At 63.1% G+C, this 14290-nt stretch carries 13 protein-coding genes; 6 read left to right on the top strand and 7 right to left on the bottom strand.

Annotated features, from left to right (window positions below):
* Positions 1 to 140 precede the first annotated feature (140 nt).
* Positions 141 to 395 (top strand): PilZ domain-containing protein, encoded by a 255-nt coding sequence (locus BLR13_RS36070; RefSeq protein WP_283806934.1) that lies wholly within the window; start codon positions 141 to 143, stop codon positions 393 to 395.
* Positions 396 to 517: 122 nt separating this feature from the next.
* On the opposite strand, the gene BLR13_RS36065 is transcribed toward BLR13_RS36070, so the two are convergent.
* Positions 518 to 952, bottom strand: a complete 435-nt coding sequence (locus BLR13_RS36065; protein ID WP_074830265.1) for a hypothetical protein — start codon at positions 950 to 952, stop codon at positions 518 to 520.
* A gap of 204 nt (positions 953 to 1156) precedes the next feature.
* Between BLR13_RS36065 and BLR13_RS36060 the strand changes: the two genes are divergently transcribed.
* The 3 genes from BLR13_RS36060 (at position 1157) to BLR13_RS36055 (ending at position 4562) form a co-directional block, all read left to right on the top strand.
* Complete coding sequence (locus tag BLR13_RS36060; protein ID WP_074830267.1) at positions 1157 to 1498, top strand: GcrA family cell cycle regulator; 342 nt, start codon at positions 1157 to 1159, stop codon at positions 1496 to 1498.
* Positions 1499 to 1692: 194 nt separating this feature from the next.
* Entirely contained in the window at positions 1693 to 1869 is a 177-nt protein-coding gene (locus tag BLR13_RS41250) for a hypothetical protein (protein WP_171945029.1), read from the top strand.
* Between the two features lie 473 nt (positions 1870 to 2342).
* On the top strand, positions 2343 to 4562 hold the full coding sequence (locus BLR13_RS36055) for a transglycosylase SLT domain-containing protein (RefSeq protein ID WP_074830273.1): 2220 nt from the start codon (positions 2343 to 2345) through the stop codon (positions 4560 to 4562).
* 69 nt (positions 4563 to 4631) lie between these two features.
* Here the strand turns inward: BLR13_RS36055 and BLR13_RS36050 are convergent, their stop codons facing one another.
* Entirely contained in the window at positions 4632 to 5174 is a 543-nt protein-coding gene (locus BLR13_RS36050) for a hypothetical protein (protein WP_143039836.1), read from the bottom strand.
* Between the two features lie 325 nt (positions 5175 to 5499).
* Between BLR13_RS36050 and BLR13_RS36045 the strand changes: the two genes are divergently transcribed.
* Positions 5500 to 6390, top strand: a complete 891-nt coding sequence (locus BLR13_RS36045) for a hypothetical protein (RefSeq protein WP_074830279.1) — start codon at positions 5500 to 5502, stop codon at positions 6388 to 6390.
* 11 nt (positions 6391 to 6401) lie between these two features.
* Here the strand turns inward: BLR13_RS36045 and BLR13_RS36040 are convergent, their stop codons facing one another.
* Both BLR13_RS36040 and BLR13_RS36035 read right to left on the bottom strand, forming a co-directional pair.
* Positions 6402 to 7640 carry a sensor histidine kinase gene (locus tag BLR13_RS36040; RefSeq protein ID WP_074830282.1) on the bottom strand — a complete coding sequence of 413 codons (1239 nt, stop codon included), beginning with the start codon at positions 7638 to 7640 and terminating at the stop codon, positions 6402 to 6404.
* A 107-nt stretch (positions 7641 to 7747) separates the two neighbouring features.
* Positions 7748 to 8677: a hydrogen peroxide-inducible genes activator gene (locus BLR13_RS36035; RefSeq protein WP_074830284.1), complete on the bottom strand. Its 930-nt coding sequence runs from the start codon at positions 8675 to 8677 to the stop codon at positions 7748 to 7750.
* Positions 8678 to 8836: 159 nt separating this feature from the next.
* On the opposite strand from BLR13_RS36035, the gene katG reads away from it, so the two are divergent.
* Positions 8837 to 11035 (top strand): catalase/peroxidase HPI, encoded by a 2199-nt coding sequence (katG, locus tag BLR13_RS36030; RefSeq protein ID WP_074830294.1) that lies wholly within the window; start codon positions 8837 to 8839, stop codon positions 11033 to 11035.
* Between the two features lie 75 nt (positions 11036 to 11110).
* On the opposite strand, the gene BLR13_RS36025 is transcribed toward katG, so the two are convergent.
* The 3 genes from BLR13_RS36025 to BLR13_RS36015 form a co-directional block, all read right to left on the bottom strand.
* Positions 11111 to 11548 carry a VOC family protein gene (locus BLR13_RS36025; RefSeq protein ID WP_074830297.1) on the bottom strand — a complete coding sequence of 146 codons (438 nt, stop codon included), beginning with the start codon at positions 11546 to 11548 and terminating at the stop codon, positions 11111 to 11113.
* Positions 11549 to 11698: 150 nt separating this feature from the next.
* A complete protein-coding gene (locus tag BLR13_RS36020; protein ID WP_074832368.1) occupies positions 11699 to 12712 on the bottom strand; it encodes a zinc-dependent alcohol dehydrogenase family protein in 1014 nt (337 codons plus the stop codon).
* A gap of 14 nt (positions 12713 to 12726) precedes the next feature.
* Entirely contained in the window at positions 12727 to 14142 is a 1416-nt protein-coding gene (locus BLR13_RS36015) for a hypothetical protein (protein WP_074830298.1), read from the bottom strand.
* Between the last annotated feature and the right edge of the window lie 148 nt (positions 14143 to 14290).

The following is a 14290-nucleotide window of genomic DNA, read 5'->3' as shown; positions in this document are numbered from 1 at the left end:
TTTAGTGGACATCAATCAGATGCATGCCGAGGTCTGAAAATGCCCCCCCGAACGGACATCGCCCCGCCGGTGCGGGATGCGCCAATTTCGAGCGGCGATTCTCTTTTGATTTGGGAGCTATTTGAATGGCCTAAACTCGGATTGCACCTCGTTACCGTGTGATGAAGCCTGCCAAGATCGAGTACGGCGGCTACAAAATTCCTTGTACAGTCCGCGACCTATCGACCACTGGCGCAGCTATCGAGTTCTCCGATCAAAGGGAAATCCCAGCGACATTTATATTAATAATGCCGGATGACGGCTTGAAACTTCTTTGCCATGTGGTCTGGCGCAAAGATTTCCGGATCGGCATCGCTAAGCCGCCTCCTCTATTGGCGCGCCATTTAGGTGACTAGCGTCAGGGACGCTGTCCCTTTGGAAATTTGCGCAGCGCACTAGTCTCTTCACAAAAGCGAAGTGCGCAATGTCCGCTCTTTGGTCGCTATGAGGGGAAAAGTGAACGTCGCGGATATCGGTGTTACCGCGTCAGAATTCTATATGCGACAATCAGAGCCACCATACTCACGAAAATAAGCAGCGCCGAGAGGGATTTTCGGATCATTGGCCTCGTCGAATGGCGCGCAGCCGATAGACCGGGTTGAGATTTAGACCCTCTCTGAAGCCGCACGACTTTGCCCTTTGTCGTTTGTGTGCGAGCCTTTGGTTCCGGCGCCGCGCCCACGCCTCCCATCTCGTTGTAATAAGCGCTGTAGACCTCGCGAACGGCCACGGACGTCGACTCGGCCTCGCTCATCGTCTCCAGTCGGGTTCGATAGTTAGTCAGAAAGTTCTGTGCGTTTGATGAAAGGTCATCGAAACCACCGAGCTTGGCCATCATGAGCCAGGTGGCAAAATCCGCCTCGGCCTTGGTGCGAGCTTTCTTGGCGATACTGGTGTTGGAGTTGGAGGTCATGGTGGTCCGACTGGTTCGTCCGCCCAAACTTACCGGCGTTCATGGCGATCGTTGGACAGTTCGCTTGGGTATCTCGGTCGACGTCAGGTGTCCCGCCCACGAGATTAGCGGCTGGTTGCAGCCCCGTGAGTGCCGCGCTGGGATGCTCCTAGCTATCCGATGTCGACTAGCCTGTAGTTGGCAGTCGGCGTATAAGCATCTCCCATGGGTTGGGATGCAGACGACGTAGCACTGCTCAAAAAACTCTGGTCCGTCGGACAGAGCGCCGCGCAGATCGCGCGACGTCTTGGGTGTAGCCGTAACGCGGTCTGCGCCAAGCTAACTCGTTTGGGCCTGAAGCGGGGTCACAAGCCGCCAACTGCAAAACCCAAGATAAGGCCGGTGCCGAAGCGGAAGCCAGCGCTGTTGGCGGCCTGTGCCCGCCCGGTAGATAGGATAATGTCTACGCGCAAGCCAGGAGTGAGGCAACCTGAGGAATTCACCAAGTCGCAGTTGGAGGCAATGTTGGCAGAGGCCGCCGCTAACACGGCGCGACTGCCTCGATGATGCGTTCAACGAGCCCGTGATCCGGGAACCTATTCGCAGCATGGACATGGTCACGATTGGCACGGTCATGTTGACGAGCCGCCGCAACTGACGACCGCTGGCATGCCGGGCAACCGGTGCGGCGCTAACCCTCATGCGGAAATCGGATCAGAAGGGGTAAAATCCCCAAGGGTCCACACCCGAGGAACCACGACATGACCCCACATATCCCCGAGGAATTTTCCACCAGGTTGATCGACTGGAGTCCCTTCGTGATCATGGGCAACACGATGCCGCCCCGAGATCCTGATGAAGACGAAGAGGACGAGGACGAAGAGGAAGAGGATCGCGGCGACGAGCAGCCGGTCGTGCGCGAGCCGGACGAAGACTAGAGCATGATGCTTTTAGGATTGTGCATAGCCTGAGTTTCGCAAATAGGTGGCGCATTGAGCGCAAATGCTCGGATTTCGCCGATTGTTTCGGCCGAGCGCGCGGCTGACTGACTTTTGAAGACCTGACACCGGTCCGGCGTCGAAAGTAGTCGTGGCTGGCGAAGTCTGCCTGAAAGCCCATGCGCGGTTCCCGTGCCGAAGGCTCACAGCGTGTTGCTTGCGTTTCAGCGGTGTGCCGCAAGGGCGCCCGCAAGAGCCCTAGCGGTCATACCCCGCGAAGGCGGGGATCACCTCGCGCGGGTCGCGCAAGCCGCGCTGCCGTGAGTTTCCTGTTCCATTCGCCCACATGTTTCCCCCGCGGTGTTGCCCTGGCGCGACAACTGCTCAATCGGCGGCGTGTTAGCTTTCGGACGGCTCGGGCCGCATGCATTGCGTGCGACCGTCCGGTAAGTGGTTCACAGGAGGACCAAGCAATGAAGCCTTGCTTCCATTCGCTGTCCTGTCTCGTCACCGTCGCCGCGTTCGCCCTCTTCTCGCCGGAGGCGATGGCGCGAGCCGACGCCAAACAGCCGCACGCGAGAAAGACGCTCGAGACGAAGAAGACCCACGATGCCAAGGAGGCCCGGCCCCACCGCACCGCTGCGGCGGCAAAGCGCCGGAACGCCAAGCATGCCGATCGGGAAAACGGGTCGAAGCGAACGAAGGATGAGCCTGCCCGCAAAGAGGCCAGGCCCGCGCTGACCGGCGGCCTGGCGCTGGTGAAGGAAGCCATCGATCTGGCGCGCAAGGCCAAGACCGACGAGGCGACCGCCGCACGCGACAGGATATCGGACCCGGCGGCGCAAAAACTCGTCGAATGGTTCATCCTCCGCCACTCGGAGACCACGGCGAATTTCAGCCGCTATGCCGCGTTCATCGCCGCCAATCCGGAATGGCCGAGCGCTTCATTGCTGCGCCGGCGGGCCGAGGCCCGCTTGTGGCAGGAGCGCAGCGATGCTGCCATGGTTCGCGGCTTCACCGGCGACCAGCCCGTCAGCGCCCGAGGCAAATTGGCGCTCGCGCGCGTGCTGCTCCGCGAGAGCGACCGCGAGGGTGCGGGCCGGCTGGTGCGCGACGCCTGGCGATCGGAGGAATTGTCGGATCGCGTCGAGGCCGACGTGCTGGAAGTGTTCCGCGACCTTCTCACCCCCGAAGACCACCGCGCGCGCATGGACCGGCGGATCGGCGCCAGGGATCTTGCGGGCGCCACACGCGCCGCAAAGCTCCTCGGCGGCGACGCGCCCGCGATCGTGAAGGCCTGCGCCGCGGTCCAGGGCAAGGCGAACAAGGCGCTGGATGCGCTCGACGCCGTCGCGACCGAGGCGCGCGAGGATCTCGGCTATACCCTGTGCCGCATTCAGTGGATGCTCGCCCAGAACAAGATCGACGACGCGGCCCGCCTGATGCTGGCCGCGGCGCCCGAAACCATGGCGCAGCAGGACACCGATCAATGGTGGCGCGAGCGGCGTTCGCTCGCCCGCAAGCTGATGGATCAGGGCAAGTTCCTGACGGCCTACCAGGTCATCCGCCCCGCCGCGCCGCCGGCCAACGAATACTACCGCGCCGACGTCCATTTCATGTGCGGCTGGATCGCGCTGCGCTACCTCGACGAGCCCGCCAGCGCGCGAGCGCATTTCGCTGACATCGACGACGGCGCGACCAATCCGATCGTGCTGGCGCGGGCGAATTACTGGCGCGGGCGCGCCGCCGAAGCCCTTGGCGACAAGGATGCGATGACCGCCAGCTATGAAGCGGCGGCGCGCTACCCGACCGCCTATTACGGTCAGCTTGCGCGCGCCGCGCTCGGACGTGACCGGATCGAATTGCACGCGCCCTCGCCCATGCTCGCCTCCGCCAACGCCGCCGTGCCGGTGGATGAACGCGTGCGCGCCGCCGATATGCTCTACGAGCTCGGCGAGCGTGACACCGTGCTGTATTTCGTCGCCGACCTCGCCGAACAAAGCGCCGACGTGGCGGTGCTCGAAGCGCTTGGCGAACTCACCGGCCGTCGCAACGACGCCCGCGCGATGCTGCAGGTCGGCAAGCCCGCACTCGGCCGCGGACTTGCGCTCGACCATTACGCGTTCCCGATCATCGGGATTCCGCCGCATACCCAGATTGCCCCGGAGATCGAGCGCAGCGTCATCTATTCGGTGGCGCGCACCGAGAGCGGGTTCGACCAGCGCGACAAGTCGCCGGCCAATGCGGTCGGCCTGATGCAGGTCACGCCGGAAGCGGGGCGCGATACCGCCAAACGGTTCAAGGTGAGCTACGACTGGGACCGGATGGTTTCCGATCCCGTCTACAACACGCAGATGGGTGCCGGCGAACTGAGCGCGCTACTATCCGAATACAAGGGCAATCACATCATGACCTTTGCCGGCTACAACGCCGGCCGCGGCCGCGTCCGGGAGTGGCTCAAGGCGTTCGGCGATCCCCGGGATCCCAGGGTCGACCCGGTCGACTGGGTCGAACGCATCCCACTTTCCGAAACCCGCAACTACGTGCAGCGCGTGATGGAGAATTTGCTGGTTTACCGCGTTCGCTTCGAGGATGGCACCGCGGTGGCGGCGAAGAGCGAGCAGCGCGTCGTGACGCAGGAGAAGACGAACGCATCACCGCTTCCGTTATCCGCGGCGGCGGCTGACCGGTGAGGTCCGGTCCCTGTCTCAACGCTCTGACCTTTGTCGCAACCTTGGATGAAGATCCCGCGTGCGCGCCCCCTACTTCTGCTGCTCGTCGTTGCGGAGCAGAATTTCAATGGTCGCGAATATCAGCAAGAAGGCAAAGAACGCCAGGATGACGACAGCGTGCGGCATGCCGCCGGATTCCGGCTCGGCCGCAAGAACCGGCGGCGCCATCGTGGGTTCGGATTGACGTTCGGTTGAGGGGCGCGGCGCGACCGGCGCGATGTCGATCCAGCGATCCAGCCAGTTTGCGGAAGCAGCACCGCCCGCCGCGCGCGCGTCGGACACCTGAACGGGAGCGTCACCCGAAAGCATTTCCGACATGGCCTGACGCCAATCGGAACCACTGCGTCCACGCTGAACCTGTCGATCGGTATTTGACTGATTTTTGAGGACCTGGCGATGCCGGCCCGGCGTCGCGTCCCAGCAATGATCCGGTCCATGCCAGTAGATGTGCACCGAGCCATAATGCTGGCGCGCTTCGCTCTTGCTCATGCAAGAACTTGAAGCGTGCGATGGTGTCGTCAACACTGATATCGACGCAATAACTGACGCTGCAATAATGAACGCAACGCGCATTGGAGTCGCTCCGTCCTGCACCCAACCAGACAGACGCCGCCGCGAGCTCGAATCAATCGCTAAAGTCTAAAAATTAAAAAGCATCTAATTAAGGCCAATACCAAGGGACAGCCTTCATGTCCTATTTGCCCCACGCGCTGCGCCACAACTGGCTGCCGACACGCCAGCGGACAGGCGCGCGGGTTTTGGCGCATTGGACCCGGCGGTGACGAAAAGGACTGCAGCGACTCGGGCCGCAATGTTATCCAAGTTTCCGACTAGCTCTCGCGCGTAACAAATCCGTCGGCCGATTCGGCTGTTAATTGCAAAGCACGAGGTGACTGCCATGGCATTTTTCAAGCGCGAGCTTGGTCCGGTCGAGCGCTTCGAGAGCGTGTTGAAGGACAAGCTGGCGGCGCGGCAAAAACTCGCAGCACGGTTGAGCCTCTCCGAAAAGGAACTTGAAGAAAAACGCACCGCGGCCGAACGGCTGGCGGTGGCCGGCGCCGCCAATGCCCGGCTTGATCGCGCGGAAGCCCATATGCGTGCCGTCGAAGACCGCACCAAGACCATGCGTGCCGCATTGGCGGAGTTTGACGAACAGGTGGCCTCGGCCGAGCGCGCTTTGGCCGATGCCAAGGCGCAGCACGACCGCAACCTGATCGCGGACCAGATCGAGACAATGGCCGCGGCCATTGAACGGGCCGCACCGGGATTTCAAGCCAGTGCGACCGCGCTGATCGAAGCCGTCACCAAACACTCGGCATCGATACCGGAAGCAACCAGGTTCTCGACCAGCGTGGAAGCCGTGCGTCGCGAGGTCCTGTCGGCGGCCGACCTGATCTGCTGGGAGCTGCGATCTTCCGCGGTGCGCACCCGCGCCGGCAACGCCAACATGGCAAGCCCCGCCGCGTCCATTTCAGAGCAGCCGCCGCCGGCAGAGATCGAGCGGCAGATGATCTATACCCTGCACCCCCTGCTTTGGCGCGAGGGCGACGAGACGCGCAGGGTTCCGGCCTTTGCGATGGTCGGGTTGCCAAAGCACCTGCTGCCGGTCGCGCTGCGGCACCACCATGCCGACTATCTCAATGCCCGGCGTGTGCAGACCTTGATGCATCTCCATGGCAGCGAAGCCCAAGGCGAACCCGGGCACGACGACCCGCTGCTTGTCGATCTCGATGCGCTGCTGGCAGAGGAAAATCAGGGCCCACAGGCCGATGTTGCGCAGGCCTCATAAACTGGACGAGGTCAGCCCGCCGGCGGCCGTCCCGGCGCGACGCGCGGCAGGACGATGCTGATTTTCGTGCCCTCGCCGGGCGCGCTGTCGAGGTGAAGCTCGCCGCCGAGCCGGTTGGTCACGATGTTGTGGACGATATGCAGGCCGAGCCCGATGCGGCCACCGTCGCGGCGCGTGGTGAAGAACGGATTGAAGGCCTGGCGGCGCACCTCGAGGCTCATGCCGCAGCCGTCGTCGGCAAACATGATTTCAATATGGTCCATGCCCGAAGCCCGCAGCCCGACATTGATATTGCCGCCCTTGCCGTCCGGAAAGGCGTGCATCACCGAATTGAGAAAGAGATTGGTCAACGCCTGACCGTAGGGGCCGGGATAGCTGTCCGCGGTCAGGCCGGGCTCGCAGTCGACATGGAGCGTCACGTTGTTTTTCGGCAGCGCCGGACGCAGGCCGGCCAGCACCTCGACCGTGAACTCGCCGGCATCGAAATGGCGCTGATCCAGATAGCTTCTATCCACCGTGACCTGCTTGAACGACTGCACCAGCTCGGCCGCGCGATTGAGATTGGTGACCAGCAGCGCCGATGCATCCTCGACGACTTCGATGAACTCGTTCAGGCTCGATCGCTTCAAGCCGCCGCGGGCGACTTCGGCCGCGAACGCCGCGCACTTGCGCTCCAGCACGGACGCCACCGTCAGGCTGGTGCCGACGGGGCTGTTGATCTCGTGGGCAACACCCGCCACCAGCCGGCCTAACGCTGCGAGCTTCTCCGCCTCGATCAGCGAGGCCTGGGTCTCCTGCAAATGGTGCAGCGCCGCCTCGGCGGCATCGCGCGCGCCGCGGATCTCGCGCTCGCTGCGCTTGCGCTCGGTGATCTCCTCGGCGGCGACATTGACGCCGACGATGTTGCCGTTCGGCCCGCGCTGCGGATGCCAATAGGTGATCCAGCAGCGATCCTCATTCTGGCCCGTGCGCTGGCCGTTGACCTCGATGCCGGTCACGGGATCGCCGGTCTCCATGATCGATCGCACGATGGCCTCGACCGCGTCTGCGAGCCCCGGCACGCAGTCGCGCACCGTGCGCCCGAGATGCCCCTCGACCGAGATCCCGCAGATCTCGGTGAGGCGCTGGTTGATCAGCAGATAGCGGCAGTCTGGCGAGAGATAGGCAAGGCCGATCGGCGCGGTGTCATAGATCAACTGCAGCGCCGGCTGCTTTGGAAATTGCACTTCCTGCACAACCGAAGATCTCATGTCATGCCCCCATACTCGCGCAGATTAGCCGATCAGGGCTGACAGCAATAGTCCCAATGACCCTTCGGATCGACCGTAGCTGCCGGCCAGGTTGCCAACGACCGGTCTCAGCGCCTGCGCGACGCGGCCGGCGCTTGCTGCTTGCGCAACGCCGCAGCCGAGCGGCGCACCACCTCGGAAATCTGCAAGAGTTGGCTGGCGAGCGGGCTTGTTCTGCGCCAGATCATGCCGATGGTTCGCGATGGCTTTGGATTCTCGAACCGCGCGACGGAGACCGACGCCGAGCGCGTCTCCACCGTAACAGCCATTTCCGGAATCAGGGTGACGCCGATGCCGGCGCTGACCATTTGCACCAGCGTCGACAGCGAGCTGCCATCCAGCAACTCCCGCGGCAGCGCCGAATGCCGGTTGCAGAACGACAGCGCCTGATCGCGGAAACAATGGCCCTCCTCCAGCAGCAGCAGCCGCATCTTGCTGAGTGTCTCGCCGTTGGGCACCGGCTTGCCCTCGTCTTCGCCCGGCCGGACCAGCACGAAATCCTCGGCAAACAGCGCCACTTCGGCGAACGAAGGCTCCGACACCGGCAGCGCGACAATGGCGGCGTCGATCCGCCCCTCCGCCAGCTCCTGAATCAGCGTTCCCGTCACGGTCTCGCGGACGTGAAGGTCGAGGCCGGCGTAAGTGCGCGTGAGGTTGCCGATGATCGCCGGCAGCAGATAGGGCGCAACCGTCGGAATCACGCCGATGCGCAGCCGCCCGACCAGCCCGTCCTGCGAGACGCGCGCCAGGTCCTGCAGTTCATCGACCGAACGCAGGATGTCGCGCACGCGTAGTGCGAACGCTTCGCCAAACCCGGTCAGGCGGACCTGTCGCGCACCGCGTTCAAACAGCGCCGCGCCCAGTTCACCCTCCAGTTCCTTGATCTGCATCGACAGCGCCGGCTGCGAGATCGCGCAGGCGTCCGCAGCGCGTCCGAAATGGCCATGCCGCGCCAGCGCCTCGAAGTAACGCAGTTGCTTGAAGGTCAGATTGTTCATAATGTCAGCTTATCACGGCAATCAGTAAATCACACTTAATCTGATGAACTGGCCGTGCTAGAACCCTTCAAATTGGGGACGCGTAGCCGACGTCACCCCGGCGTCACGGGCACCGTCCACACAGCAGTTCAGTCAACGAAGCCACGATCGGAGAGATATATGGACGGAAATGATGGCAAGAACGCCGGCAAATGCCCGGTCATGCACGGGGCAAGCAGCCAACACGCCAACCGCGACTGGTGGCCGAACCAGCTGAACCTCAGCGTTCTCCATCAGCACTCCGCGCTCTCGAATCCGATGGGCGAGACGTTCAACTACGCGGAAGAGTTCAAGAAGCTCGATCTCGAGGCCTTGCGGAAGGACCTCCACGCGTTGATGACCGACTCGCAGGAGTGGTGGCCGGCCGACTTCGGCCACTACGGGCCGCTGTTCATCCGCATGGCCTGGCACAGCGCAGGCACCTACCGCATCGGTGACGGCCGCGGCGGCGCCGGCGCCGGACAGCAGCGTTTCGCGCCGCTCAACAGCTGGCCCGACAACGTCAACCTCGACAAGGCGCGCCGGCTGCTGTGGCCGATCAAGCAGAAGTACGGCAAAAGGATCTCATGGGCCGACCTCATGATCCTCACCGGCAACGTCGCGCTGGAGTCGATGGGCTTCAAGACCTTTGGTTTTGCCGGCGGACGTGCCGATGTCTGGGAGCCCGAAGAGGACATCTACTGGGGTTCGGAAGGCAAGTGGCTGGCGGACGAGCGCTACAGCGGCGACCGCGATCTGGAGAACCCGCTCGGCGCCGTGCAGATGGGCCTGATCTACGTCAACCCGGAAGGACCCAACGGCAAGCCCGATCCGCTCGCCGCGGCGCGCGATATCCGCGAGACCTTCGCGCGCATGGCGATGAACGACGAGGAAACCGTCGCCCTGATCGCCGGCGGCCATAGCTTCGGCAAGACCCATGGCGCCGGCGATGCGACGCTGGTCGGCCCGGAGCCGGAAGGCGGCAGCATTGAGCAGCAGGGCTTGGGCTGGGCCAGCTCCTACGGCAAGGGCCTGGGCGCTGACGCCATCAGCAGCGGCATCGAGGTCACCTGGACCACGACGCCGACCAAGTGGAGCAACAACTTCTTCGACAACCTGTTCGGCTTCGAATGGGAATTGACCAAGAGCCCGGCCGGCGCGCATCAGTGGACGCCGAAGAACGGCGGCGGCGCGGGTTCGGTGCCAGACGCGTACGACAAGTCCAAGCGTCACTCCCCGTCGATGCTGACCACCGATCTCTCGCTGCGGATCGACCCGGCCTACGCAAAAATCTCGAAGCGCTTCCACGAGCATCCGGACCAGTTTGCTGACGCCTTCGCCCGCGCCTGGTACAAGCTGACGCACCGCGACATGGGCCCGATCGTGCGTTACCTCGGCCCGCTGGTTCCGAAAGAGGAACTGCTTTGGCAGGATCCGATTCCGGCGATCAATCATGAACTGATCGGCGAAGCCGACATTGCGGCCTTGAAGGCGAAGATCCTCGCCTCGGGACTGTCGGTGTCCCAACTGGTCTCGACCGCCTGGGCCTCTGCCTCGACGTTCCGCGGCTCCGACAAGCGCGGCGGCGCGAACGGCGCCCGCATCCGCCTGGCGCCGCAGAAGGACTGGGAAGTCAACCAGCCGGCCGAGCTTTCCAAGGTGCTGGCGAAGCTCGAAGCGATCCAGAAGGAGTTCAATGCCGCGCAGAAGGGCGGCAAGAAGGTCTCGCTCGCCGACCTGATCGTTCTCGGCGGCAGCGCCGGAATCGAGAAAGCCGCCAAGGACGGCGGCAACGACGTCAAGGTGCCGTTCACGCCGGGCCGGATGGACGCGTCACAGGAACAGACCGACGCGCATTCGTTCGCGCCGCTCGAGCCCACCGCGGACGGCTTTCGCAACTACAGCCGCGGCAAGCAGCGGGTCTCCGCCGAAGAACAGTTGGTGGACAAGGCGCAACTGCTGACGCTGACGGCACCTGAAATGACCGCCCTGCTCGGCGGCCTGCGCGTGCTCGATGTCAACGTTGGGCAGTCCAAGCACGGCGTCTTCACCAAGAAGCCGGGGACGCTGAGCAACGACTTCTTCGTCAACCTGCTCGACATGAGCACGGCGTGGAAGCCGGTCTCGGAAGCCCAGGATGTGTTCGAGGGACGCGATCGCAAAACCGGCGCCGTGAAGTGGACCGGCACCCGTGTCGATCTCATCTTCGGTTCGCACTCGCAACTGCGGGCGTTTGCGGAAGTCTATGCCTCTGCCGACGCGAAGGCGTCGTTCGTGCGTGACTTCGTCGCCGCCTGGACCAAGGTGATGAACGCGGATCGCTTCGATATCGTTGCCTGATCCGGCAAAACGACGTTCGGGCGCGGCTGACACCAGCCGCGCCCGAATTTTTTTAGATCTGTGTTCTGCCTGCGGTCAGCCGGCGAACGCCTTCTCAAGATCGGCGATGACGATCTTCTGCATCTTCAGCATCGCCTCCATGGCCCGGTCGGCCTTGGCGCGATCGGGATCGCCGAGACACCGGCCCAGCGCCTTGGGCACCACCTGCCAGGACAGGCCGAATTTATCCTTCAGCCAGCCGCACTTTGATTCCTCCCCGCCGTCAGCGGTCAATTTGTCCCAGAAATAGTCGACTTCCTGCTGAGTCTCGACGCTGATGAAGAACGAGATCGCCTCGTTGAACCTGTATTTGGGCCCGCCATTCAGCGCATTGAATTTCTGTCCCTCGAGCTCGAAGCTCGCCATGAAGTCGTTGACGACCTCCACTTTGGCGTTGGGAAAGACCGATTTATAGAACGCGACGGCCTCGGGAACGTTGTTGTCGAACCAGAGGAAGGGCGTGATCGAGGTCATGATGGAGCTCCTTGCGGATTGGAGTGATGTTGACCAACTCCTGCCGTGCGGAACCGATCCTGCCAAGGACGGATGGCGGCGACGCCATCCGACACATCGCCCAACGTTGTTTATCGGTCATCTATTTCTCTGCCGTGTCGCCAGCGCAGTTCAGGCTTGCGGGAACCCGATCGCGATCTTGCCAAAATGACCGCCGCGTTCCATCAACCTCAATGCCTCGGGCACGGCGCCAAAATCGAAGGTGCGGTCAATCACCGGCTTGATCCCGCTGCGCTCAATGGCTGAAGCCATGGCTTCGAACATCTTGCGACTGCCAACCGACAGGCCGATGACATGCAGGTTCTTGCTGAACAGGCTCGGTATGGCGATCTCCTGAGCGAATCCCGACAGCACGCCGATCACCAGGATGGTGCCGCCGACCCGCGCCGCTTCGATCGACTGACCAAACGTGTCTTTGCCGCCGACCTCGACGACGTGGTCGACGCCGCCGCCGGCCCAGTCGGCGGCGGCCTTGCCCCATTCGGGAACCGATCGGTAGTTGATGGTGTGGTCCGCGCCGAGCGCCTTCGCGCGTTCGAGTTTGTCGTCGCTCGATGAGGTCACGATCACGGTCGCGCCGGCGAGTTTTGCGAATTGCAGGGCGAAGATCGATACGCCACCAGTGCCCTGCACGAGCACGGTCTCGCCCGGGCGAAGACGCGCCTCCTCGAACAGCGCGCGCCAGGCGGTCAGCCCGGCGCACGGCAGCGTTGCGGCTTCCACGAAGCTCAGGTGTCGGGGAATGCGGGTAACGCCTTCGGCGTTCAGGACCATCACCTCCTGCAGCACGCCCGGACGCGTTCCTCCCAGCGCCAGACGGCGGTTGGCGGCCGATGGCCTGCCGTCGAACCACGACTGAAAGAACATCGGGCAGACCCGGTCGCCGACCGACACCCGGGTGACGCCATCGCCGACGGCGATCACGTCCCCCGCACCATCGGAGAACGGAATGAGCGGCAGCTTGTAGGCGCCTCCCCGTCCCTGCACCGTCAGCAGGTCGCGGTAATTGAGCGAGGCGGCGCGCATCCGGACCGCGACTTCCCCGGCACGCGGCTCCGGCGCGGGCCGTTCAACCAGCTCCAGGCCGTCGATGGACCATTCGCGCGCGACTTGCCAGGCCTTCATGACCGTCAACCTGCTCACCCTACCTTCATGAGGGCGCTTCTGATCGACATGAATATCCCGCCGATATCCTTTCTGATGGAATCCAGCTTGCTGAAATGTTCGAAGACCTGCGCCAGTCTCTCGTCGATCTCGTGCTTGCTCGAGGAAAGCCGCTCCAGGCGCGATCCAAGACTATTGTCGCCGCTCGCTTCGATTTCGGAGAGGGTTTTCAGCACGATTTCGCGAACGGTATGCACTTCACCGATCAGGGACTCGATCCCGAATTCCGGGGCCTGCAGCGGCACGAGGTCCGCCTGCGCCTTCGTCAGTTCTTCCTTGAACCGGTTCAGCGTCGTGAATGAGGACTCCAGCGTGCTGAGGCGCAATCGCGCCTGAAGGATAAATTCGTTCAGCGCGTTCTGGCGATCGACAAGGCTCTTGCCGTTCGAATCCGTCTCCACGTCGGCAATCGAACGCTCCAGATGGACCTGGCGCTGCCTGAGCTCGCCAAAGTCCAGATCGAGCGTTTCGAGAATATGGAAGCAGTCATCGAGACGCGCGACCTTCTGCTCGATCTCCATCTTGCTTCTGGAAAGCGCTTCGACGTGGCTGCTGATCGTTTCGCCGTCCTTCAACTCGAATTCATCGATCCTCTTGCTCAACGTTTCATAGGCCGGGCGCAGTTCATCGATCACGGCATAGATGCCGACACCCTGCGCCTGCAGCGGCCCGAGCTCGGCGTTGGTCTTGTCGAGATCGTCCTTGAGCCGGTTCAGCGCCACCAGCGACTCCTGAAGCACGGCCAGCCGCTTCTGAATCGCCAGCACCTCCATGCCGATTTCCTGCAAACGGTCGGCCAGATTGTGCTTGTTGTCGTCGACTTCAAGTTTCGAAAGCGACCTTTCGAGCTGACGCTGGCGATCCTTGATTTCGGCGAATACCGGCTCGGTGACCCGGCGCTTCTCGGCGACCTCGCCGACCGTCTCTCGAAGGGCCTGTTGGCGCCGCCGGATGTCGTCGAGCTGTTCCTGGATGTCGGTGGCGACGTCCTGGCTCTGCTGCAATGCAACCTTCTGCTCGGTCTCCGTCAGCCGCTTCTGCAGCGAGGCAAGGGCCTCCTGCGGGTTGCTGTCGACCAGGTGCTGGACCACCTCGCCGAAATGATTTTGCAGGCCGTGCGCGACCACCATGTCGTCCCGGGCCACCTTGAGGCGGGTGCGCAACAGCCTCAGATTGTCTTCCTGGCGCGACATCCGGCGGGAAAGAAAGATGCTGACCCCAATCAGCACCAGAGCGAGCACGACAATGACGGCTGCGGCCAGACGCTGCCCCGGGGGCAGTTCAAGGAAATGGGCCCAAATCCGGCTGAGATCGTAACCAAACGCCTGCTGCGTAACGATCGCAATCGCTGCCAAAAGCGCTAACCACGCAAACACAAACAACAGCCACATCGTGAATTCCTCACTTCGGCGAGAAAAATCACTGCAATTGCTATTGGAGACCTGGTTCCAGATCAAGCGCGGGACCGGGGAGACGCCCGCGGCGGGCATCGGGGCCGGCTTGAATCGTCATAGACGCCGCACCGGCGCGCCGGCGGGA

It is taken from the genome of Bradyrhizobium ottawaense (assembly GCF_900099825.1).
Lineage (GTDB): Bacteria > Pseudomonadota > Alphaproteobacteria > Rhizobiales > Xanthobacteraceae > Bradyrhizobium > Bradyrhizobium ottawaense_A.
The sequence above is the reverse complement of the archived record's forward strand: the minus strand, read 5'-3'. Positions and strand labels throughout refer to the sequence as shown.